This is a genomic window from Streptococcus sp. KHUD_012, from assembly GCF_052588255.1.
In genome coordinates this window covers 1,001,133-1,022,861 of record NZ_CP159355.1, presented here as the reverse complement: position 1 = coordinate 1,022,861, position 21,729 = coordinate 1,001,133, and the positions used below count along the sequence as shown (strand labels likewise).

Sequence of the window (21,729 nt, the reverse complement as noted above, 5' to 3'; positions counted from 1 at the left end):
AAAGGTTTTATTTTCTTTTCTTTCTGATTTCTTTTTCAATGGCACTAGCAATCTTCTCCACCATATAGGCCGTCTGGAGATTGCGCAAGATCAAGAGGGCCCAAAAGCATGCAAAGAGCATTTGACCCGCCATGGTCGCTTCATTGAAAAAGTATGTCTCCATAGCAGTAAAGACTGCTATCACTGCAAATTGTTTTCTATTCATAAAATTATTTTACCATGATTCAGTAAAAAATTCATGTATTAATCGTCTTGCAGGGTGATTTTATCGGATAAAAAGTGAAATTCCTCAGGGATGACACTTTCCTCTTCTTCCACCACTTCCGCTTTTTGACCACGCGCCTTAGCCGAAAACTCTGCCCGGATTTGGGTCCATTCTTCCATCGAAACCGCTAAAATCTCTGGTGAGAAGCCCGCAGCATTGCTGAGGATATTTCCAAACATGGTATTGAGGTTGTCCCGCTTCATGGTCTGTTCAGCATTAAAGGCAGACTCAAAGGCTAAAATAGCGTGATTTTCATTGGCAGCGACCGGCTGGGATCCGATTAAGAGGGCCTTATCCGCACCTGCCAAGCTCTCGATAATTTCCCCCCAAGCGTTCTGAAGACGGATCAAGTTGGTCCGTGCCAACTCTGGATTTTCAACCGCCTCTTGTAAAATGGCGTTGACCTTGTTTCGATCTGCACGGTAGCCCTTGCTCGACTTGGTTGGACGAGCTACTGTCGGTTTTGAAGCAGGAAGACTGCTACCTGATTGCGCTAACTGTTGCTTGAGTTGAGCGACTTCCTTTTTCAAGTCTTCCAGCTGAGCTAGCACATTAGAAGGAACCTCCACAGTAGCTGAATTAGAAACTTGGCCCGTACTTTCAGCCAATTTAATGGTCATCATTTCAGTGTAGATGCGCGGTTGCAAACTATTTTTGATATCCGCTAGACTGGTTGTCGCCTGGTCAATCAGGGCAAAGAGACGAGCTTGATCGGCTGCAAGGTTGGCCGCGAATAAATCACTAGCATGGGTATTTTCTCCACCTGTTTGGACAATCAAAAGATCCCGTAAGTATTGAAGTAAGTCCGTAACAAAACGGGTCATATTCTTGCCATTATCAAAGATAATCGCGAGCTGGTCGAGCGCCGCTGTCGCATCATGAGCCAGGATGGCAGCTACGTACTGATCGAGCGCAGCTAGACTGATAGAGCCTGTAATTTCTTCAGCGATTGCTGTCGTCAACTCACTACCCGCAGTCAGACTCAGGGCTTGGTCCAAAATGGACAAGGCATCCCGCATCCCACCTTCAGCGCGTCGAGCAATAATCTGGACAGCATCTGCTTCATAGGCAATGCCTTCTGTAGCTAGGATGCTTTCCAAATGGTGAACGATATCCGGTAGTTTGATGGATTTGAACTCAAAGCGTTGCACCCGTGACAGAATGGTCGCAGGTATCTTGTGTAACTCTGTTGTTGCGAGGATAAAGACCACATTTTCTGTCGGCTCTTCTAGCGTCTTTAACAAGGCGTTAAAGGCCCCTGTTGAGAGCATGTGGACCTCATCGATAATGTAGACCTTGTGCTTGGCTAGACTCGGAGCATAGGTGGATTTATCGCGAATATCGCGAATCTCATCGACCCCATTGTTAGAGGCCGCATCGATCTCAATGACATCTTCTAGGCTCCCATTGGTAATGGATTCACAGATATAGCAGTCGTTACAAGGCTCCCCATTGACTTGATTAGGACAGTTCATAGCCTTAGCAAAGATCTTGGCCACACTGGTTTTCCCAGTACCACGAGGACCAGAAAAGAGATAGGCATGGCTGATCTTCTCCTGCTCGACGGCCTGTCTCAAAGTCCGTGCCACCACTTGCTGGCCGACCAATTGGCCAAAGGTCTGGCTCCGGTATTTCCGATATAAAGCTTGATACATTAGTTCTTAACCCCAAACATCTTAAAGTCCCAGTTTGTCTTATCGATCAAGAGAGCGACAAACTTTTCTAAATACTCCTGATCCAGCTGATCATAGTCAGAGACACACTCCGAATCTAGATCTAAAACTCCAAGGAGCTGACCGTCCTTGACCATAGGCACCACAATTTCACTCATGGCCCTGCTATCACAAGAAATATAGTTGGCATGCTGGCGCACATCTTCAACAATCATGGTTTCCTGCTTTTGAGCTGCTTCTCCACAGACACCCTTTCCAAGAGCGATATGGACACAAGAAACACCTCCCTGAAAAGGTCCCAGGATCAATTCCGTTTGGTCATACAAATAAAAACCCGCAAAGACCGAACGAGGTAGGGCTTGATTTAAAAGAGCACTGGCATTGGACAGATTAGCCAAGGCATTGCTTTCTCCCATTAAGAGAGCGTCTAACTGAGCCAGCAAGAGCTGGTATTGTGATTCTTTTTCCGAATGTTTCATACCTTCCATTATACCAAATCTTTGCCTAAAAATTAAGCTTCAAACAGCGAAAGAAAAGAGAGTGGGACAGAAATCGGTAATTCGTTAGAATTCGATTTCGTCGTCCCACCTCCGCACAGTTGAGTAGGGCTGTAAAAGCTGATGAAATCAGCGTAGTAGAACCCACTCAACCACTGCGTCTTGCTCGACAATCCAAAAACAATTGAGAGGCTAGGACTTTTGTCCCAGCCTCTGGAATATAGATAAACTAATTTTTAGTAAAATAACTTAAGCGATTCTGCAAAAAGATAAAACCGAGGTCTTATTAATTTAAATTGATCAAGAATATACTAAACTTTCCGCTGTTAGAAAAGTGCCTGAAGCTTAACTGCTTCAGGCACACGGAATTATTGAGAGTAAAACAGTTTGGGAAACTGTTTTAGCCTGAGCCCAGAAATTGAAGAGCGAAGGGGCTCAATATGAATTGAACACGGGCTGCGGATTGTGTCAAAAAGATAAGTTCTCCTAGAATCGAAAGATTCTGCGTCAAACTTCCTATTTTGACTTTATCCGCAGACACCCTTTGTATCTTGATTTAGTCATGGAACTTCTTCGAAGAAGTTCGCTGACGTCCGCACTCACCTAAGGAAAGTTTTTTATGATACCTTTATCTATTCATGTCGCCGATTGAAGTGAAAGACTTCAAAATACTGAATGGCACGGTAGATTAAAAAGATCGTCAAGATGATGGACACCAGCCAGATGGTCTCTAATCCATAAAACTGGATCAAATAAGTCGAAAAAATGGCCCCACAGACGAAACTCCCGATCAAGCAGGTCATAAAGATGGCTTCCCAGAGGAATTTCATCTCCCTGTCTCTAACAAAATTTCCATAAGCTACCATGGTTTTCTTGAGATTTCCGGTCATAAAAGAGTGGTTGTAGGCATAGCTACCTACTTCTCCAAATGAGGTCGCTACGATTCCCAAACTCAGGCCAAAAAAAGGCACGATGAAGACACTTTTTACCGATGCTGGCAAAAATCCCGTCACCAAAGTTGTGAGGATATAGGGCACTAGGGTACTCAAGCGCCAGACTGAATTATCAATCAAGCGACGCAAGACCGTCATTAAAAAGATCCCCAGCATAAAGGCCAGCATCGTGGCTAACTTCACTTCTACATCTGAGATCTGCTGGCCGATCAAACCAACCGATAGAAAGACCACATTTCCCGTCTGGCCTGCCGCCAAGGTCCCACCCCGACAAATAAAGGTATAAGCATCTGAAAAACCAGCACACATGGTCAATAAACAAGCGAACGCCTTGGTCCGCGAATGAAACTCCCTTTTCATTTCCATTCTCCCTAGGAAAAAGAGGGAGTGGTACAGAATATTAAAAAACATTTCTCATACCACTCCCGCAACATTGATTGAGAACTCTTTCGAGTCTTTTAGCGAATGAAGAGTCTCACCAACTACTGCGACATTCAATTATTCAACTAATGTGAAAGGATTGGAGAGCGATTGCCCTCTTGCTCCCTATCTTTATTTTCCTTCACGCGCCTCGTTGAGGATTTTCTCGATCTTGGTTGTGATCAAGTCAATCGCAACCGTATTGGTCACGCCCTCAGGAATGATCACATCCGCATAGCGCTTGGTTGGCTCGATGAACTGGTGGTACATCGGTTTTACCACACCAAGGTATTGCTCAATGACACTATCCAGACTCCGGCCACGCTCCTCCATATCGCGCTTGATCCGGCGAATGATCCGCACATCATCATCCGTATCAACGAAAATCTTGATGTCCATCAGGTCCCGAAGGCGCTTGTCTTCAAGAACTAAGATCCCTTCCACGATGAAGACATCCTGTGGTTCCTGACGATAGGTCTTGCTGCTGCGCGTATGTTCCGCATAGTCATAGGTTGGGATATCCACTGGACGACCTGCCAAGAGTTCATTGATCTGCGCAATCATCAAATCCGTATCAAAGGCAAAAGGATGGTCATAGTTGGTCTTGATCCGCTCCTCAAAGGTCAAATGACTCTGGTCCTTGTAATAAGAATCATGCTCAATCATGGCAATCTTTTCATTCGGGAAATTGGCCAAAATGGCACGAGACACACTGGTTTTTCCACCACCAGAGCCACCAGTAACACCAATAATAATAGGTCTATTTTGCATTTTCTACTCCATTACCTCTAGTCGTCTGAGAAACAATAGACATCTCAGACACATCTTATCCATTTTACCATATTTTTGCCTAGACATGAATAGTTTTTCAGTAAGAAGTTTGGAAACAAAAAGGACCTTGCGGTCCTTTGATTATTTCACTTTTTCTAATTTTGCGGCAAATTCATTACCACCACGTAAGACGAGTATATTTTTTCCACCGTTGACAGGTACGAAACAATAATTTGAATTAGCTTGTATATAGACTTCCTTAGCGCTCTTCACTTGATAGCCTTCTGATTTCACCGCTTCTTGAATGACTTCAAATGTGTGTTCAATCTCTTCTTTAGAAGTCGTGTCTCCATCATACTTTTCTTGATCAGCTAGAGAATAGAATGCGTAAGCCTTGTTATCGTAATACTTATCACTTATAATTCCATGATCTGAAATCTGAACAGTTGTATTATCTCCTTCTGTCACATTCTTCCATTTTCCAACCATGGCCTTTGGTGTTTCAACCTTGTGATAGACCAAATTATCTTCAAAGTTTCCTTCGTATGATTTATAAGTTTTCAAGTCGAATAAATCATTTCTTAAAATAATATTGCTTCCGTCTTTTTGGAGCAAGTTATAGCGTGTGTTCCCACCAGACTTAATAACAACAATTTCTGTCGTTTTCAGATTAAATTTCTTATCGACATCCGCAAGTGAATGCAAGTCTGTTGCATTTAACAAAGAAAGTGCTGTATTAAATTCTTTTTTCGCTTCATTGCCCTTGAGAACCTTTTTGATGGTCTCGCCACCATTAACTCTTTGTTTCTTTCCATTTAATTCATAGGTGACCGGACTTGAATCCGTATTTCGCAACCAAACACCATCTACACTTGGTCCACCTGAAAAGAAAAAGAACCAAGCAAGAGCAATCACTGCGACAAGTCCCGCAATTGCGGCCCCAATTTGGGTTTGTTTATTGAAAGAAAATGTCAATTTTTTCGGTCTTGGAACAGGTTGTAAGGTTTTCGCCGATGGCTGCGGTTGGACAAAAGCTTTCTGCTCTTGTGAAAGAGGTGCGCTAGATGCAACAGGTACTTCCTGAGCAGGAGCCTGTGCTTCAGCTACCGAAGCTGGTGCCTCAGTTGTTGGAGTCGGCGCTTCTTTTCGCTCTACGACAAACTCCCCTTTTTCACGCGCTTCTTGAAATTCTTGCATACTTGGCTTGCGACCATTGACCGCTTCAAAGTATTCAACCCAATCTTTTTGATTCATCATATCCCCCTTTTTGATTCATTATAAAAACTAACCATATTATACCATAAATCCATGGTTAATTTTGTGATTTTCAGAAAATAAAAGAAAAGGACCTTACGGTCCTTCTAATTTATTTCACTTTTTCCAATTTTTCAACTAAATGATAGTCTTCTGTGAAAACAAGGACTGTCTTCCCTCCATTTACAGGGACATAATAAAAATCAGATCCTAGTTGCTTGTACACGTCTTTCATACTAGTTAGCTGGTAATATTGAGAATCGACCGCATCTTGAAGATCTTTATAGACCTCTTTCACTTTGTCAGCTGTCTTTTCTTGATCAAACTTAGTTGAAGGCATCTTTTGGAGCTCTTCTAGACTATAAAAAGCCGTACCTTCGCTACTATCATATTCACTATAAGTAAGAATACCACGATCATTTAATTCAAGATAATTGGTTTCATCATCATAAGAACGCTCAATTTTCCATTTCCCAACTAGCACTTTAGGAATTTCTGTCTTGTGAAAAATAGCATTCTTTTTAAAGCTTTCTGAATGATCACTATAGGTAACCAAATCCATCAAGTCATTGGCCAAAATTACATTGGTTCCATTGCTTTGGAGTAGATTATAAACAAGCCCATGCTCGTCTTTAATGATGACAACTTCCCTCGTGTGGAGGTCAAATTTTCTATCAACATCTGCTAAGGTTTTCAGCTTGGAGTAGTTTAATTGGTTTAAAGCTTTCTGAAACTCTTGTTTTGCTTCATTTCCTTTATAAACTTTCTCAATCTTATACTTACCATACGATCGTGACTCTTCTTGATTTAATTCATAAACCACTGCTGTTGAATCAGCAGGACCAACCCAAATTCCTTCTAAACTTGGAGTCGGTTGGAAGAAAAAGAAGTAAGCCAGTACAATAACAGCTAGTATTCCTACACCTGATAAAGCCCATTTTGTCTGTTTATTCCATTTCACACTAAAACGTTTGATAGCTGGAGTCTCAGGACTTGACTCCACTTGTGACGGCATTTGAACCTGCTCACTATTCTCTCGTGAGGCGACCGCTGATGGAACTGGTGCTTCAGGAACGGTCTCTTTTCGTTCCACTACAAACTCGCCATTCGCTCGTGCATTTTGAAACTCTTGCAGACTCGGCTTCCGGTTATGGAGTGCTTCAAAATAGTCAACCCAATCTTTTTGATTCATCTATTCCTCCTAATCGATAAATATTTTCAAACTGATCCTATTATACCATAGATGAAAGGGTAATCACTTATTTTCAGAAAATAAAAGAAAAAGTCCAAGCAATTTTCCGCTTGGACTTTCTTTATTATTTCAAAACTTTTTGTGTTTTCGCGTAGTTGGCTTCTACAGCTTCTTTTTCAGCCTTCCACCAGTCTTGGTGGTCTGTGTACCACTTTATGGTATCTTCCAAACCTGCTTCGAAGTTTGTGAATTGTGGTTCCCAACCTAATTCTTCACGCAATTTTGTTGAATCGATGGCATAACGCAAATCGTGACCCGCACGGTCTGTTACACGATCGTAGGCGTCTTTTGGTTGTCCCATTTTTTCAAGGATCAATTCAAGCACTTCCTTGTTGTTCTTTTCACCATCGGCACCGATCAGGTAAGTTTCACCGATACGGCCTTTAGTGAGGATAGCCCAAACACCAGTTGAGTGGTCGTTGGTGTGGATCCAGTCACGGACGTTCTTGCCTTCACCATAAAGTTTTGGTTTGATACCAGACAAGATATTGGTGATTTGACGTGGGATGAACTTCTCGATGTGTTGGTATGGACCATAGTTGTTTGAACAGTTTGAAATCGTTGCTTTGACACCAAATGAACGTACCCAAGCTTTCACAATCAAGTCAGAAGCAGCCTTGGTTGATGAATAAGGTGATGATGGGTTGTATTTGGTTTCAGCAGTGAATTTTTCACCAGGACCTTCCCCATGTCCAGGAAGATCTTCGCGCAATGGAAGGTCTCCATACACTTCGTCTGTTGACACGTGGTGGAAACGAATGTCGTATTTACGAGCTGCTTCCAAGAGTGTATAAGTCCCAACAAAGTTTGTGTAGATAAATGGAGATGGATCTTTGAGGGAGTTATCATTGTGGCTTTCAGCCGCATAGTGAACGATGGCATCAGCCTTAGCAGCCAATTTATCAACTAATGCAGCATCAGCGATGTCTCCCACCACCAACTCGACACGATCTCCAAGGATTTCTTCGATATTGGCACGGTTACCAGCATAAGTAAGTTTATCAAGGACAGTCACATGCACGTCTGGATGGTTGTTGTATACATAGTGGACGAAGTTTGAACCGATGAAACCAGCTCCACCGGTTACGATGATATGTTTATATTCTGACATTTTTTCTCCAAATAATTTTTAGTTTTGATTATTCCTTAAATCAATCTTTTTTTTAGCTTTCCTTAGGTGAGTACGGACGTCAGCGAACTTCTTCGAAGTTCCATGACTAAGTTTTGAGCCTAGTGTATCAAAACTTCCGAGCACCTGAAACAAAAGTAGTTCAGGTGCTTTTCTCACGGCGGAAAGCTAAGTACATAGCTCGCTTCGCTCGTTTATAGCAAAGCTAAAAACTATATAATGATGTTCTTGATTGTTTTAAGATTTATATTTTACAAATCTTCTGTTTTTAGGGGTTTGACGTCTTTGAGCAATGGGTGGTTCTTGTCTGCTTCTGAGACTTCTGCTTCTTCCAAGTTTTCCCATTGGATATCTAGGCTTGGGTCTGCGTAGTTGACAAAAGCATATTTTGGTTTGAGTTCCAATGCCCAGTAATCATTGACTAAGTAAGTATAGGCAACTTTGTCTGTCAAAACTTGGAACCCATTGGCTACACCACGAGGGACGAAGATGCCTTTTGAAGCATCGATCACGGTTTGGTAGGTATTCCCAAACGTTTCGCCTTCACGAAGGTCTACCCAAGTACCGAGAACCTTGCCTTCATCTGCCACAGAGATGTACTTGTCCCAAGGCTCTGCATGCAAGCCACGCAAAACATTCTTACGAGAAAATGAAATATTGTTTTGCAACTTGCCTTCCGCAAAGAAGCTTTCAGGGAATCCAAGAGGAAGCATTTTCTCTTTTTGGAAGTTTTCTTTAAACCAACCACGGTTATCTCCGCGCACAGGAATATCAAACTCCATCAAGCCTGGGATGGCTTCAATTTTGCGTGCTGCTAATTCTTTATCAAAAAATTGTTCCGTCATTAAGCTTCTCCAATCAAACGGAGCAAATATTGTCCGTATTCGTTTTTCTTCAGTGATTGCGCTAATTCATGGACTTGTTCTTTGGTGATATAACCCATGCGATAGGCGATTTCCTCAAGGTTAGCCACTTGGACATTTTGCAAGCGTTGAACAGTTTCGATATATTGAGATGCTTGCAAGAGACTTTCGTGAGTTCCAGTATCCAACCAGGCAAAACCACGGCCCATGAGCTCAACAGAGAGATCTCCACGCTCCAAATAGGCCTTGTTAACATCGGTGATTTCTAGCTCCCCACGAGGACTTGGTTTGATGTTTTTGGCAATCTCTACCACATCATTGTCATAGAAGTAAAGTCCGGTCACCGCAAAGTTCGATTTTGGATGTTCTGGTTTTTCCTCGATAGAGATAGCATTCATATCCGCGTCAAACTCTACCACCCCAAAGCGTTCTGGATCTTTAACTTGGTAACCAAAGACAGTCGCTCCTTTTTCCTTCGCTTCTGCCCGTTGCAACATCTTGGTTAAGCCGTTTCCGTGGAAGATATTGTCCCCAAGGATGAGGGCAACATGATCGTCACCGATAAAGTCTTCTCCTATGATGAAGGCTTGCGCCAAGCCATCTGGACTTGGCTGCTCTGCATAAGAGAGGGAAATACCAAGTTCAGAACCATCTCCAAGAAGCTCTTCAAAACGAGGTAGGTCTTGAGGAGTCGAGATGATCAGGATATCTTTGATCCCAGCCAACATAAGGGTTGACAGCGGATAGTAGATCATTGGTTTGTCATAAATGGGCATCAATTGTTTAGAAGCCGCACGTGTCAATGGATACAAGCGAGTTCCTGAGCCCCCTGCTAAAATAATACCTTTCATAATGGTAGGCCTTTCTACGTAGTCATTACCCTTATTTTATCATGTTTATATAAAAAAGTCACCTTGCATTTGTGTTACAAGGTGATGACAGGAGATGAGAGTTGTAGAATTGTTAGCATTGGTCTTACTCATGATTCAAATAGATTACTGCTCCTTGACTGAGCCGTCTGAAAACCTTACCTTGTAGTAGAGCCCACTCAACCTCTGCGTCTTGCTCGACAATCCAAAGACAATTGAGAGACTAGGACTTTTGTCCCAGCCTACTTCTTCACATACTGTTCAACTGGATAATCCGCTGGATCTAAGCGCAGGTTTCCTCCTACCACGAGCTGGGCTAGATGCCAACCAATAAGGGGACCTGTTGTGAGGCCAGACGAACCAAGTCCACTAGCGACATAGAGGCCTGCTTGATCAGGAACAGCTCCCCAAAAGGGTGAAAAGTCACTGGTGTAGGCACGGGTTCCCACGCGCTCCCCGATAACTTCGGCTTGAGATAGTTCTGGATAGTAAGACAGGGCTTCTGTTTCCATCTGATTCAGCAAAACCTGATCCACCGTCAGGTCAAAGCCCATCTCGTTTTCATGGGTGGCTCCCATACTGATCTTGCCCTGCTGAAATGGAATGATATCCAGCTCTCCTTCTGGCATGACCACGGGATAATCATCAGTAACTAAGTCTAGCTGATAATCCCGCAATTGCCCCTTTTGGGGACGGACATCGACTTGGTAGCCAAGTGGTTCGAGTACCTGCCCCAACCAGGCTCCTGTTGCCAGGATAACTTGGTCATAGCTTTCTCCTGCAATCTGATAGCCATCACTTGAGACTGAGAGAGCAACCTCTTCCTTGATCACTCTTGCCCCACTGGCTTTAAGAAGCGTTTCTGTCAGAAGAGCTCCTTCTACATGAGCACCACCTGATGCATAAAGGAGCTTCTCAAAGCCTTGCAGCCCTAGGAATTGCTGGGCTACTTCTTCTTTGGTTAAAATCGCCAAGTCTCCAATCAAGGGAGATTCTTCCCGACGACTCAGTGCCAATTGATAGAGTTCGTCTAATTTTTCCTCATTTTTCTTGAGGAGATAGACGCCGGTCTGCTGGTAAAAATCTGTTTTGATTCCGTCCTTTGCCAGGTCCTCTACCAATTTTTGGTAGAAATCAGCCCCCAGACGAGCCAGGCGATACCAGGCCTTATTCCGTCGTTTGGAAAACCAAGGGCTAATAATGCCCGCCGCCGCCTTAGTTGCTTGGCCGACTCCATGGTCGTAGACGGTCACATCCACCTGTGCTTCTTTGGATAAATAATAGGCTGCAGTGGATCCCACGATCCCTGCACCGATAATGGCAACTTTCATCATGACCCCTTAGATATGATAAAAAGGATTGGTGCTGGCTTGACTACCAATCACTTCAATCTCCCACGCTTCCTCAGCCTTCCACTGATTGAGCTTATCTACTAGTTTCGAGACAAAGAGAACCTCGATATGGTGACCTGGATCCAAAGCTAGGAGGCCATCGCTCAGCATGTCCTGAGCCGTGTGGTAGTAGATATCTCCTGTGATATAGACCTCTGCTCCCTTAGCAAGAGCATCCTTGTAAAAGGACTGGCCACTTCCTCCACAGATAGCAACACGCTCAATAACCCGATCCAAATCCGCCTGATGATAACTGACTATGCGCAAAGCATCTAAACCAAAGGTTTCTTTAACCTTGCTAGCCAACTGGCCAAAGGTTTGAGTAGCTACCCGACCGATGCGACCAATTCCGAGCCCTTCTCCCGTCATACTGAGGGGTTCTGTATCTTCAATGTCCAAGAGCTGGCAAAACCAATCGTTGAGACCATCTGGGATAATGTCAATATTGGTATGGCTGACGTAGACTGCGATATCATGCTTGATCAAGTCGATATAGATCTGGATTTGAGCCCGATCAGCTACCAAATCCTTGATGGGACGGAAAATCGGTGCGTGCTTGACGATGATCAAGTCCACCCCATGGGCGATAGCTTCCGCCACCGTCTGCTCGCGGATATCTAGGGCCACCATGACCTTATGGATGTCTTTTTGCAGCGTACCGACCTGTAGCCCACGGACATCTCCGTCCATGGAAAGTTCCTGAGGACAGTAGGCTTCATAGCGTTTGATGACTTCACTTGCTAACATGTAGAACCTCCTTGATGTGAGCGATTCGCTCTTCTAACGATGCTCTGGCAGATTGATTCTCAACTGGGACCTGCCCCAAGGCAAAGGCTAATTTCTCTACTTCCTTGGACCACTTTTGGACAAAGGCTGGAGCTTGTTCCCGCATCAAATAGGGACCAAAACGCAGTTCCTTGGCTGTCAACTCCTGAGAACCCTGTTCGACCACGAGGATCTCATAGAACTTCTCATTTTCTTCCAAGATAGCTTCATCGACGATACGGAAATTATGGTCGACTAACCAAGCCCGCAGTTCATCCTCTCGATTATTGGGCTGCAGAACCAAGCGATAGACATTGGCTAATTTCTCAAGACCTGCCGCTAAGATATCTGCAATCAAGCGTCCGCCCATGCCGGCAATAGTGATACAGGAAATGCCATCTGTTGGTTCAAAGGCAGCCAAACCATTGGCCAAGCGGACTTCAATCTTGTCCTCTAAGCCATTATCGGCGACATTTTGCAGGGCAGACTGATAGGGCCCCTCTACCACTTCCCCAGCAATGGCAGCCTCAATCTTGCCTTCTTGTAAGAGGGAGATTGGTAGATAAGCATGGTCACTCCCTACATCTAGAAGACGAGCTCCTTCTGGGACGAAGCTAGCCACCAAGTCCAAGCGATTTGATAATTTTGTAAATTCCATGTGATACTTTCTAAACTTTTATTCCACCCTTAAGTATACCATGTTTACACCATTAAAAAAAGGCGCAACGGCGCCTTGTCTATTATGGAAAGGTATTACTTTAGACTTTCCTTAGGTGAGTCCGGACGTCAGCGAACTTCTTCAAAGTTCCATGACTAAGTTTTGAGTCTAATGTCTCAAAACTTCCGGGCACATGAAACTTATATGTTTCATGTGCTATACTCACGGCGGAAACTCTCGCTATCATCCTCAACAAGCCGATATTAGACTTTAGTCAATTTCCTTATAGTCTACTTCCAAGCCACGTTTCACAGCTGGGCGATTGGCGATTTTCTCTGTCCATGCTTGCAGATGCTTGTATTCCTTCACATTTAGGAAAATCCCTGCACGGTCCCAGATCTTGTCTTGGGCTAGACGGCCATACCAAGACCAGATGGCGATATCTGCAATGGTATAGTCATCCCCTGCGATATAAGGTTTGGTGGCCAGCTCCTTGTCCAGTAAGTCCAATTGACGTTTGGCTTCCATGGCAAAGCGGTTGATGGCATACTCGATTTTCTCAGGCGCATAGTGGAAGAAATGACCAAAGCCTCCCCCTAGGAAAGGTGCCGCACCCGTCTGCCAGAAGAGCCAGTTGAGCACTTCTGTCCGTTTAGCCAGATCAGTCGGGATTAATTGGCCAAATTTCTCTGCTAGATACAGGAGGATATTGGCCGATTCAAAGACACGAATGGCTTGATCGCCTGATTGATCCAACATGGCTGGAATTTTCGAGTTTGGGTTGATGGCTACAAAGTCACTACCAAACTGATCTCCCTCACCAATCTTGATCCGATAAGCGTCATAGCCTGCATCCACTCCCAGCTCTTTCAATTCCTCCAGCATAATGGTAGCCTTGATCCCATTGGGTGTTGGAAGGGTATAGAGTTGGAAAGGCTGGTCCCCTTTTGGAAGAGTTTGTTCAAAGCGGGCACCTGCTGTTGGTTGGTTCAAGCCACCCCAGGCTCCTCCCATTTGACTCGGTACTTCCCATACTTCTGGTAATTGATAGTCTGACATCTCATTTCTCCTTTTTTCTAAGCTACTCTTAGCATATCAAATATCGGGCTCCCTTTCAAAGATCTGCTACGCGAAGGCTACTTGACTTTTTTTGTCAAAATGATAGTATAGAAAAAATACAATTTTAAGGAGAAAACCATGTCCACGATCGATTTTCATAGTTTGGCAAAGACAGAACTTCACTGTCACTTAGACGGTTCCTTGTCGCTTCCAATCATTCGCCAGCTGGCCGCTATGGCCAATATTGACCTACCCGCTAGCGATGAGGAGCTCAAGCACCATGTCACTGCGCCTGCCCACTGTGAGAATCTTTTGGACTATTTGGAGGCCTTTGACTACATTCGGCCCCTCCTTCAAACCAAGGAAGCCTTGACCCTTGCTGCTTACGATGTGGCCAAGCAAGCTGCTCTCGAAAACGTCGTCTACATCGAAGTCCGCTTCGCACCAGAATTGTCCATGGACCAAGGACTCACCGTCCCAGAAACTATCGATGCTGTCTGCGATGGTCTACGCCAAGCCCAGGAGGAATTTGGCATTGTTGCAAAAGCCTTGGTCTGTGGCATGCGCCAATCAGATCAAGAACTCACATCTCGTATCCTTGCCGAAGCAAACCAAGTCAGGGATCAGGAATTTGTCGGGTTTGACTTTGCTGGGGATGAGCACAACTACTCTCCAGAAGATATTCGACCTTTAATCGAGCAAGTCAAAAGTTACCATCGGCCGATGACGCTTCACGCAGGTGAGTGTCATTGCCCACACTTTGTAGCCCAATCGATTGCTTTTGGCATCAAACGCAATGGCCACGTGACGGCTCTATCTCATGAACCAGCCCTACTCCAGTCTTTTGTTGAAAATGAAGTCACCGGTGAACTCTGCTTAACCAGTAACTTACAGACAAAAGCAGCACCGACTTTAGAAGATTTCCCTTATCTGAAGATGAAGGCAGCTGGTGCTCGGATCAGTATCAATACCGATAACCGGACTGTATCTGATACCGACCTCACCAAGGAATACGCCCTCTACCATCAGCATTTCCAAACCAAGGAAACTGACTTTTACCAGCACAATGTCGATGCCATCCAGGCTTCCTTTGCCAGTGACGAGGAAAAACAAGAACTCCTTAGAAGACTAAAAAAAGCCTACGCAGACCATCTATAAATGCAAAAACTAGCACTTTTATAAAGTGCTAGTCTTTTTCTATTTTGATACGGATTCATACACGGCCATATCCTGTGGAGTCAATAAGCCAGTGTAAAAGCCATCAACATTGATCGCAGCATACTTAGTTAGGCTCTCATAGGTTTGAATGGTATGAACATAGACCCGTTTTCCAAGTTTATGTACCTGTTCGATAAACTTAGGAGTTAAGCGAGAATCGTCGATAGGGACGGTCACCGCCTCGATTTCCTTGTGCTTGGCGATAAAATCCAGCACTTCTTCTCCACTATCTGGTGAGGCGTAGAGCGTATAGATCACGTGCTTGAAAGGATAAATAGATTCGATTTCTCCGAACATCTCTTGATGATAAATTTGTGGAATCACACGATCCAATAGTTCTTTGTCTCGCTTGTTTGCTTCTGAAACAAGTTCTTTAAATTGTGTAATCCTATCTTCCTTAGAGATTTCCATCGATTTGATATCTGTCACCAACACCATATCTCGATTAATTATCATTTGATCAAACACATCTCCTATTAACATGGTCGTAAAGCGACTTGGTGTTTCTGGGGAACCATAACCCTGAAATTTCTTCCATTCCTTAGAAGAAGGTGCGACATCATCTTTGTTTCCAAAATGGTGCCAATCATGAACTGCAGCTAATTTCTTGTCACTAGTCAAATTAAAATCCATTTCAAACAAGCGATGGCCGAGATTGTAATTTTGCCGTAAAGCCTCTAAGGAATTGGTATACTTCGTATTGTACTCCTTCTCCCGGACCGTCCCTCCAGCGTGGGCTATTAGTCTTGGAGAAACCCTTAGCCAATCTTTCTTATTAACCTTGGTGTACTGCACGAAACCATATTGGTTAGACAGCTGGCCATTGGTCAAACGTTCAAGTGTTTCCTTATCCACATAGGTTTTCTTCCAGAAAGTTGTCTCTTGATGGGCTTTAAAGCGATAATGATTTTTATCAAATACCTTTGTTTTTGCGTTCCACTGGATGTCAATGATTACATTGGCATCTTTTTTACGAAATCCTGTCTTCGTTTTGGTATAGCCAGCCTCTAGTAGAGTCTCTTCTACTGGGTACAGGCCCGATGTTAATAGGTTGGTCCGTACGTAGTAAAAGCTGATCATGCCAAACAATAAAAACAATCCGACCACTAACATAGTCGGATAGAGCCATCTAAATCGTCTGCGTCTGTTTTTATCTCCCCATTTCAATTGATCAATCGTCTCCTCTTAATCCTTCCACAAATCCATGGCCTTCAAGAAATCATCTGAAACTGTCACATTGCGTGGATTAGCCTGTTCACGCTCTTGCAGTTTCGCTTCTACTTGGGCCAGGCTGTTGATGCCTTCACTGCGCCAGTTGCGTAAAATGGCTTGGATATATTTCCAGTGAGGCTTGCCGTTAAAGACAGCTTCTCGTAATGCTGCCTTGATCACATCTGGATCTGTCTGATCCTCGCGTACTGTCTTAGTCAGGTCTTCAATCTCAAAAGGTGTCAAGAGTCGTCCCAGTTCTTGTTGGAAGGTTTCCACCAAGTCCTTGATGACATTTCCCTTAGCAGGCGCGCTTTGTGCCTTCCCTTGTGATTGTGCTTCTAAAATCTCATCCAAGCGCTCCAAGGCAATGGTCGCATCAAAGATGGCTTCAATCTCACCATTGAGCTCAATGGTCCGGTATTGAAGGAGTCCCTTGGTAGTCAAATTGGACATAATCCGATTGACCTCTGTCACCGTTTTTCCCAGATGACTAGCAATCTGATTGGGAGTTAAAGCCTCTTGGCCGGTCGTATTTTGAAGGAAGAAAAACTGCCAAACCAAGTAGTCATCTGCTTGGTCAAACAATTCATGATAATGAAAAAGCAAGGCACTTGGAAGAACCAAGTTGCCATACTTAAATGCTTGTGAATATGTCATAATTCCCCTTTATAGGTAACCATAAAATGAAATATCTTTTTCCAGTTCTTCCAAGCGGTAAGGTGTTTCTTGATAAACCGCATAGTTGATCCAATTACTGAAGAAGGTCGTCGCAGCTAGATTCCAACGAATGCGAGGCTCTGTATTAGCGTCATCGCCATCAAAGTAATTCTTGGGAACGTCCGGATCCAAGCCCGCCTTGACATCTCGGTGATATTCTTTTGCCAGCGTATCGCGATCATATTCCAGATGGCCAAAGCTATACACCTCACGCATATCTGGACTAGCAATGATGGAAAGGCCAACTTCATTTCCTTGCGCGATCACTTGAAGATTGCTCTTTTCAAGGACTTCCTTCAAAGGAATATCTGTATAACGAGAATGAGGGGCAAGGAAGCGATCGTCAAAGCCTCTCATGAGCAGACTTTCGGGACGCACCACTGCTTGGTCATAGATACCCGATAGCTTGTCACAGAGCTCTACTTTTTGAATCCCGTAACGGTGGTAAAGGCCAGCCTGGGCTCCCCAACAAAGGTGTAAGGTAGAAAAAACATGACGCTTAGACCATTCAAAGACCTGGGTTAATTCTTCCCAGTAGTCTACTTCTTCAAAGTCCATCTTTTCGACAGGCGCTCCTGTCACAATCAAGCCGTCATAGTAATTATCCTTAATATCCTCAAAGGTCTTGTAGAAACTCTCCAAATGCTCTGCCGCTGTATTCTTGGATTCATGGCTGGCCATGTAGAGGAAATCTACATTGATCTGCAAGGGCGTGTTGGCAAGAAGCCGTAAGAGCTGGGTTTCTGTCGCAACCTTGGTCGGCATCAGATTAAGAATGAGAACATTCATCGGCCGAATATCCTGGTGAGTCGCCCGAACATCATCCATGACAAAAATATTTTCTGAACGAAGGATATCGACTGCTGGTAATTTTTTATCTAGAGTAATTGGCATAAAAAGCTCCCATCTTACAAGTTCTTAACTAACATTATATGATAGGAGCTTATAGTTTTCAATTATGGTTTTTCTGTAGCCAGTTATAGTATTAGACTATATTAGTAATGCATCAAGACTTTGTAGTCGTAATCGCCGATCGCTTCGCGACCTTTCAAATCATCCAACTCGATCAAGAAGGCACACCCTGCAACAACTCCACCGAGTTTTTCGATCATTTCGATGGTTGCTTTCACCGTACCACCAGTCGCCAAAAGGTCATCAACGATAAGGACGCGTTGACCTGGTTTGATGGCATCTGCGTGCATGCAGAGGGTATCCACACCGTATTCTTTTTCGTAGTCAGCAGAAATGACTTCACGTGGCAATTTACCAGGTTTACGAACAGGCGCAAAACCAATACCGAGCTCGAAAGCGACCGGACATCCAACGATAAACCCACGCGCTTCAGGACCAACGATCATGTCGATTTTCTTATCCGTCGCGTATTGAACGATTTCACGAATCGCATAACTATAAGCATTGCCATCTGCCATCAAAGGGCTGATATCACGGAAGGTAATTCCTTCTTGTGGATAGTTTTCAATGCTTGCAATGTAATCTTTTAAATTCATGGTTAACTTTCTTTCATAAAAAATTTTTTACATTCCATTATATCATGAATTCTACTAACTTGCATCATTTTTTGCCAAATCATTTTCCCAAGCTCCCGCGTCAAAAGCAAAAATCCCACATCCGAAAAATGATGTGGGATTGAGTTCCAAAAAAACTTACTATTCTTCTATCAATTTGTTGTATTCAATTTTCATATCCCCCAAGTTTTTCAGGGAATAACGGGAACTTCCATTCTTAAACCAGGCACCAAGAATGTATTGTTCAGCGACCTTCTTACTTTGCTTTTTCAACCAAGTGCGGTCTTTGCCATAGGTGGCAAGGTGATCAAGAAGTTGCTGGTCCTCGTAGCTTGTCTCATTAATTGTCAAATAGAGGTCGCTTTGGTAAAAAATCTTTTTAGAGGCGTTATATTCAAATATCAAATTTACTGATGTATTTTCATCTAATTTGTATTTGTACATATAGAACCAATCCGCATTGCCTCTAAACATAGTAACAGCTAGATGCTCCTTTCCACCAACGATTTCATCTGAATAAGGATAAGTTTGAAATCCCTCGTCCTCCTTCCAGATGCGATCACTTCCAATCGTTTCTGTATAAGGTTTAAACATCACATAGCGCATCAAGCTACCATTTTCAGAGTAAGCGATCTCCTCCATGGGGTTTTTGAGGCCCAGGTAGATTCCCAGCCAATAAAGGCAAAAAAGTAAGATGGGAATCAACCAAACAAATAATTTAAATTTTTGCTTCATTATTCATCTTTCTTATATTGCATTTCTTCTTTTTCCAAACTTTCAATGAATAGGTAGGATGAATTATACTTTTCATGTTCCTTCAGATATTCCATTGATTGTTCTTCCGATGGTGTTTCATAAAGAACTGCATCACTTGTTTCTGCAATTATTTTTCCAGAGATCTCATCTGGTACTAAACTAGTAAAAATAGTTGATTTAACTTCCTCCAAGTCAACATTTTGTTTAAATTCTTTCTCTCTTAAATTTGGAGAGCTTTGCAGATCACTCATGTAACCATTCATCGCTTGCGTATAAGATTGAGTATTCGAAGTCATACGTTTTACAATATTAACAGAATCTAAGTCTGCAAGATAATCATCAATTCCAATAATTGGCTCCTTATCGGTCGCATTTCTAGTAGTATCACCTTCCCAGCCTGATAAGTCTTTAACATTTTTTCTTCCACCATAAATATCAGCTAAAACAAACCATCTAGGATTTAGATGTGTGGCCATTGTGATAGACTGATGAGTAAAGTCAGCTTTTTGATACATACTTTTTGCAACATCATAAACTTCTTCAGACGATATATTATTATTTGTATAATCTTTCACAACCTCTTCACTGTATTTTTTTAAGTTATCTTTATTATACAATCCAATTTTTTCATCTGTCCCAGATACTATATGTTGTACATTTAACATATCGTAAAGATGTTTTGACTCCTCTTTACTTAATCCTAGTTCATCCATAATTTCATCAAAGCTCTTCTCGAAATGCATAACACCATAAGTTGTTAACTCTTCATAGTAAAAATAATCAACTAAAGAACCCGCAGTTTCATCCCACTTAAATCCCGTATATGAGGCGCTTCCAATAATCCTAAGAAGTATGTAATCTTTTTCCTCTTGAGACTTATCTGGGAATTTTTTATCAATGCCATCTCTGACTTTTATGATTTCCCTTGCCGTCTGCTCGTTAAATCCATACTGCACCATCAGGTTCTGTGCAAACATGGCATCTTCTAGGGACAGATCTTGTAAACTTGGGGAATCGCTTACTATTTCCTGAGCCTTTAATTCATCAACCCAAGTCATATCTAGACCATCTGTATAGTAATTACCATTAGCATCAACAATCACTTGACTTAACCGACTTGCTCCTTGAATAGCAAGTTGAAGAACAGTTAAACTGTCTGAGAAAAATGATGCGACTTGAGATACAAACAATTCCAACTCATTAATTTTCTTTGTCACACTCTGAATTTCTGACTCTAGATTATTTTTTGAGTCAGTTAATTGACGAGAAGTCTCACGATGGGTATCGGAATTAAAAGGATATTTTAATTTATTAAAAAAGCTCTCATGCTCAGCAATCTGTTCATTAACAACTGTTAACATGTCTTCTTTACTTTTTTTGAGAGCTTTTAATTCTTCTAAATCAAGATTTCCATATTGAGATACAGGTTCATTTGCTGTTTTATATGAATTCAACTCGATCTGAATATCATCCACTGCTTCCTTGATTTTCGTAATTGCAGGGATAATAATATCGGTAAAAAGTCCTTTACCCGCAGTATACGCAGCTCCCTGTAATTTACCTGATTCCAAAGAACTTACCAAATAAGCGCAACCACTTGATAATCTTTCTGTAATTTCATTTGCGACTTCTATATTGTTTGATAGTGCATCAATTAATGTACTAGATTCTGAAGAACTATATTTCACACCCAAGGCAATCGATTCCTTTCTGATATTAATTTATCTCTTTGTTCATCCGTATTTCGACGGATCGATTGACTCCATTTTTCTATGTCATCAAAATGGATTTGCACATATTCGGACATTTGACGACGCAGTTCTTGATTATTTTCTAACTCCTGAATTCTAAATTGTGTTGACATATCCGATTCTGTTAGTAATGAGTCCACATCAGAAGACAGCTGTTCAAATTGCTCAGCTAAATAAAGAACTCTGTTTTCATGGCGCTTCTGTAATAATTTAAAATCATCTTCCTTTTCTTCAAGTTCTATAATTTTTCGAGTCAAAGTAGAGCGCTCTTTTTCGCTCTTATCTATTTTTTTATTTAATGATTCCATCTTTGAGATTCCTCTATATCTCTCTTTTCAATTACAGCAGCAATTTGAGGGAACTTGTTGGCTTGAATTAGAACTGCTTGACTAAATTCGCTAATAGCCTGAAGAACTGAATTTGTTACCTCCTTTCCATTTTCCATTCCTGTAATTTCTTGGGTGTAAGAAAATGAAACTTGCTGATTTTGCACATTACTGGTATCAACTGAAACCAGCTCACTAATTGCATCTGCAGCTGAAATAGCATTTGATTGTATTAAGACCATTTAATTCCTCCAAATAATTATTTATTAAGAGATCACTCTTAGTTTTCCATTGAGTTAGAAGTATTATAACATGCTTTTATAATTAAAAAAAGCTTAGTTAGTAGTATCTAAGCCTCATTGTAACTGATCTCCTATTATATTTATATACACTAAAATATCCCA

Annotated in this window: 23 protein-coding genes; 1 reads left to right on the top strand and 22 read right to left on the bottom strand. The window is 42.5% G+C overall.

Features of this window, described 5'->3' with window-relative positions:
• Window positions 1-7: 7 nt before the first annotated feature.
• From ABVF55_RS04850 to yghU, 14 genes are all read right to left on the bottom strand, one after another.
• Window positions 8-205, bottom strand: coding sequence for a DUF3272 family protein (locus tag ABVF55_RS04850; protein ID WP_003002577.1), 198 nt, complete (start codon window positions 203-205; stop codon window positions 8-10).
• Between the two features lie 38 nt (window positions 206-243).
• Window positions 244-1,920, bottom strand: coding sequence for a DNA polymerase III subunit gamma/tau (gene dnaX / locus ABVF55_RS04845; protein ID WP_320909935.1), 1,677 nt, complete (start codon window positions 1,918-1,920; stop codon window positions 244-246).
• Window positions 1,920-2,417, bottom strand: a complete 498-nt coding sequence (locus tag ABVF55_RS04840) for a GAF domain-containing protein (protein WP_320909934.1) — start codon at window positions 2,415-2,417, stop codon at window positions 1,920-1,922. Before ABVF55_RS04840 ends, dnaX begins: the two co-directional genes overlap by 1 nt.
• A 650-nt stretch (window positions 2,418-3,067) precedes the next feature.
• Window positions 3,068-3,748, bottom strand: a complete 681-nt coding sequence (locus ABVF55_RS04835) for a YoaK family protein (protein ID WP_445285621.1) — start codon at window positions 3,746-3,748, stop codon at window positions 3,068-3,070.
• 192 nt (window positions 3,749-3,940) lie between these two features.
• Window positions 3,941-4,579 carry a uridine kinase gene (udk, locus tag ABVF55_RS04830; RefSeq protein WP_003007856.1) on the bottom strand — a complete coding sequence of 213 codons (639 nt, stop codon included), beginning with the start codon at window positions 4,577-4,579 and terminating at the stop codon, window positions 3,941-3,943.
• Between the two features lie 141 nt (window positions 4,580-4,720).
• The gene (locus tag ABVF55_RS04825; protein WP_320909931.1) at window positions 4,721-5,833 is read right to left on the bottom strand and encodes a hypothetical protein; all 1,113 of its coding nucleotides are present in this window, start codon (window positions 5,831-5,833) and stop codon (window positions 4,721-4,723) included.
• Between the two features lie 112 nt (window positions 5,834-5,945).
• Window positions 5,946-7,025: a hypothetical protein gene (locus ABVF55_RS04820; RefSeq protein WP_320909930.1), complete on the bottom strand. Its 1,080-nt coding sequence runs from the start codon at window positions 7,023-7,025 to the stop codon at window positions 5,946-5,948.
• A gap of 124 nt (window positions 7,026-7,149) precedes the next feature.
• On the bottom strand, window positions 7,150-8,196 hold the full coding sequence (rfbB, locus tag ABVF55_RS04815; RefSeq protein ID WP_445285620.1) for a dTDP-glucose 4,6-dehydratase: 1,047 nt from the start codon (window positions 8,194-8,196) through the stop codon (window positions 7,150-7,152).
• A 269-nt stretch (window positions 8,197-8,465) separates the two neighbouring features.
• Window positions 8,466-9,059 carry a dTDP-4-dehydrorhamnose 3,5-epimerase family protein gene (locus ABVF55_RS04810; RefSeq protein WP_445285619.1) on the bottom strand — a complete coding sequence of 198 codons (594 nt, stop codon included), beginning with the start codon at window positions 9,057-9,059 and terminating at the stop codon, window positions 8,466-8,468.
• The gene (rfbA, locus tag ABVF55_RS04805) at window positions 9,059-9,928 is read right to left on the bottom strand and encodes a glucose-1-phosphate thymidylyltransferase RfbA (protein WP_003002772.1); all 870 of its coding nucleotides are present in this window, start codon (window positions 9,926-9,928) and stop codon (window positions 9,059-9,061) included. Before rfbA ends, ABVF55_RS04810 begins: the two co-directional genes overlap by 1 nt.
• Before the next feature lie 260 nt (window positions 9,929-10,188).
• A complete protein-coding gene (locus tag ABVF55_RS04800; protein WP_445285618.1) occupies window positions 10,189-11,280 on the bottom strand; it encodes an NAD(P)/FAD-dependent oxidoreductase in 1,092 nt (363 codons plus the stop codon).
• A 6-nt stretch (window positions 11,281-11,286) separates the two neighbouring features.
• The gene (locus ABVF55_RS04795) at window positions 11,287-12,084 is read right to left on the bottom strand and encodes a Nif3-like dinuclear metal center hexameric protein (RefSeq protein WP_445285617.1); all 798 of its coding nucleotides are present in this window, start codon (window positions 12,082-12,084) and stop codon (window positions 11,287-11,289) included.
• Window positions 12,071-12,760: a tRNA (adenine(22)-N(1))-methyltransferase gene (locus ABVF55_RS04790; protein ID WP_320909928.1), complete on the bottom strand. Its 690-nt coding sequence runs from the start codon at window positions 12,758-12,760 to the stop codon at window positions 12,071-12,073. The genes ABVF55_RS04795 and ABVF55_RS04790 overlap by 14 nt, the downstream gene beginning before the upstream one ends.
• A 270-nt stretch (window positions 12,761-13,030) precedes the next feature.
• Entirely contained in the window at window positions 13,031-13,819 is a 789-nt protein-coding gene (gene yghU / locus ABVF55_RS04785; RefSeq protein ID WP_320909927.1) for a glutathione-dependent disulfide-bond oxidoreductase, read from the bottom strand.
• A 138-nt stretch (window positions 13,820-13,957) separates the two neighbouring features.
• Between yghU and add the strand changes: the two genes are divergently transcribed.
• Window positions 13,958-14,977 carry an adenosine deaminase gene (add, locus tag ABVF55_RS04780; protein ID WP_320909926.1) on the top strand — a complete coding sequence of 340 codons (1,020 nt, stop codon included), beginning with the start codon at window positions 13,958-13,960 and terminating at the stop codon, window positions 14,975-14,977.
• Window positions 14,978-15,016: 39 nt separating this feature from the next.
• On the opposite strand, the gene ABVF55_RS04775 is transcribed toward add, so the two are convergent.
• From ABVF55_RS04775 to ABVF55_RS04740, 8 genes are all read right to left on the bottom strand, one after another.
• On the bottom strand, window positions 15,017-16,204 hold the full coding sequence (locus tag ABVF55_RS04775; protein WP_041818291.1) for a glycerophosphodiester phosphodiesterase family protein: 1,188 nt from the start codon (window positions 16,202-16,204) through the stop codon (window positions 15,017-15,019).
• Between the two features lie 18 nt (window positions 16,205-16,222).
• Window positions 16,223-16,906, bottom strand: coding sequence for a DnaD domain-containing protein (locus ABVF55_RS04770; RefSeq protein WP_003007874.1), 684 nt, complete (start codon window positions 16,904-16,906; stop codon window positions 16,223-16,225).
• A 9-nt stretch (window positions 16,907-16,915) separates the two neighbouring features.
• Window positions 16,916-17,860, bottom strand: coding sequence for a homoserine O-acetyltransferase MetA (gene metA, locus ABVF55_RS04765; RefSeq protein ID WP_021153511.1), 945 nt, complete (start codon window positions 17,858-17,860; stop codon window positions 16,916-16,918).
• Window positions 17,861-17,961: 101 nt separating this feature from the next.
• A complete protein-coding gene (locus ABVF55_RS04760) occupies window positions 17,962-18,474 on the bottom strand; it encodes an adenine phosphoribosyltransferase (protein ID WP_021153512.1) in 513 nt (170 codons plus the stop codon).
• 159 nt (window positions 18,475-18,633) lie between these two features.
• Window positions 18,634-19,227 carry a TipC family immunity protein gene (locus ABVF55_RS04755; protein WP_445285616.1) on the bottom strand — a complete coding sequence of 198 codons (594 nt, stop codon included), beginning with the start codon at window positions 19,225-19,227 and terminating at the stop codon, window positions 18,634-18,636.
• Entirely contained in the window at window positions 19,227-20,936 is a 1,710-nt protein-coding gene (locus ABVF55_RS04750) for a hypothetical protein (RefSeq protein WP_320909997.1), read from the bottom strand. The genes ABVF55_RS04755 and ABVF55_RS04750 overlap by 1 nt, the downstream gene beginning before the upstream one ends.
• Window positions 20,933-21,307: a cingulin gene (locus tag ABVF55_RS04745; RefSeq protein ID WP_320909923.1), complete on the bottom strand. Its 375-nt coding sequence runs from the start codon at window positions 21,305-21,307 to the stop codon at window positions 20,933-20,935. Before ABVF55_RS04745 ends, ABVF55_RS04750 begins: the two co-directional genes overlap by 4 nt.
• A complete protein-coding gene (locus tag ABVF55_RS04740) occupies window positions 21,295-21,567 on the bottom strand; it encodes a TIGR04197 family type VII secretion effector (RefSeq protein WP_302992564.1) in 273 nt (90 codons plus the stop codon). The genes ABVF55_RS04745 and ABVF55_RS04740 overlap by 13 nt, the downstream gene beginning before the upstream one ends.
• Between the last annotated feature and the right edge of the window lie 162 nt (window positions 21,568-21,729).

What these genes read in the sequence shown, in the direction of transcription:
- ABVF55_RS04850 (WP_003002577.1), bottom strand. Translation starts at nt 205, where the DNA reads ATGAATAGAAAACAATTTGCAGTGATAGCAGTCTTTACTGCTATGGAG.
- dnaX (WP_320909935.1), bottom strand. Translation starts at nt 1,920, where the DNA reads ATGTATCAAGCTTTATATCGGAAATACCGGAGCCAGACCTTTGGCCAA.
- ABVF55_RS04840 (WP_320909934.1), bottom strand. Translation starts at nt 2,417, where the DNA reads ATGAAACATTCGGAAAAAGAATCACAATACCAGCTCTTGCTGGCTCAG.
- ABVF55_RS04835 (WP_445285621.1), bottom strand. Translation starts at nt 3,748, where the DNA reads ATGAAAAGGGAGTTTCATTCGCGGACCAAGGCGTTCGCTTGTTTATTG.
- udk (WP_003007856.1), bottom strand. Translation starts at nt 4,579, where the DNA reads ATGCAAAATAGACCTATTATTATTGGTGTTACTGGTGGCTCTGGTGGT.
- ABVF55_RS04825 (WP_320909931.1), bottom strand. Translation starts at nt 5,833, where the DNA reads ATGAATCAAAAAGATTGGGTTGAATACTTTGAAGCGGTCAATGGTCGC.
- ABVF55_RS04820 (WP_320909930.1), bottom strand. Translation starts at nt 7,025, where the DNA reads ATGAATCAAAAAGATTGGGTTGACTATTTTGAAGCACTCCATAACCGG.
- rfbB (WP_445285620.1), bottom strand. Translation starts at nt 8,196, where the DNA reads ATGTCAGAATATAAACATATCATCGTAACCGGTGGAGCTGGTTTCATC.
- ABVF55_RS04810 (WP_445285619.1), bottom strand. Translation starts at nt 9,059, where the DNA reads ATGACGGAACAATTTTTTGATAAAGAATTAGCAGCACGCAAAATTGAA.
- rfbA (WP_003002772.1), bottom strand. Translation starts at nt 9,928, where the DNA reads ATGAAAGGTATTATTTTAGCAGGGGGCTCAGGAACTCGCTTGTATCCA.
- ABVF55_RS04800 (WP_445285618.1), bottom strand. Translation starts at nt 11,280, where the DNA reads ATGATGAAAGTTGCCATTATCGGTGCAGGGATCGTGGGATCCACTGCA.
- ABVF55_RS04795 (WP_445285617.1), bottom strand. Translation starts at nt 12,084, where the DNA reads ATGTTAGCAAGTGAAGTCATCAAACGCTATGAAGCCTACTGTCCTCAG.
- ABVF55_RS04790 (WP_320909928.1), bottom strand. Translation starts at nt 12,760, where the DNA reads ATGGAATTTACAAAATTATCAAATCGCTTGGACTTGGTGGCTAGCTTC.
- yghU (WP_320909927.1), bottom strand. Translation starts at nt 13,819, where the DNA reads ATGTCAGACTATCAATTACCAGAAGTATGGGAAGTACCGAGTCAAATG.
- add (WP_320909926.1), top strand. Translation starts at nt 13,958, where the DNA reads ATGTCCACGATCGATTTTCATAGTTTGGCAAAGACAGAACTTCACTGT.
- ABVF55_RS04770 (WP_003007874.1), bottom strand. Translation starts at nt 16,906, where the DNA reads ATGACATATTCACAAGCATTTAAGTATGGCAACTTGGTTCTTCCAAGT.
- metA (WP_021153511.1), bottom strand. Translation starts at nt 17,860, where the DNA reads ATGCCAATTACTCTAGATAAAAAATTACCAGCAGTCGATATCCTTCGT.
- ABVF55_RS04760 (WP_021153512.1), bottom strand. Translation starts at nt 18,474, where the DNA reads ATGAATTTAAAAGATTACATTGCAAGCATTGAAAACTATCCACAAGAA.
- ABVF55_RS04755 (WP_445285616.1), bottom strand. Translation starts at nt 19,227, where the DNA reads ATGAAGCAAAAATTTAAATTATTTGTTTGGTTGATTCCCATCTTACTT.
- ABVF55_RS04745 (WP_320909923.1), bottom strand. Translation starts at nt 21,307, where the DNA reads ATGGAATCATTAAATAAAAAAATAGATAAGAGCGAAAAAGAGCGCTCT.
- ABVF55_RS04740 (WP_302992564.1), bottom strand. Translation starts at nt 21,567, where the DNA reads ATGGTCTTAATACAATCAAATGCTATTTCAGCTGCAGATGCAATTAGT.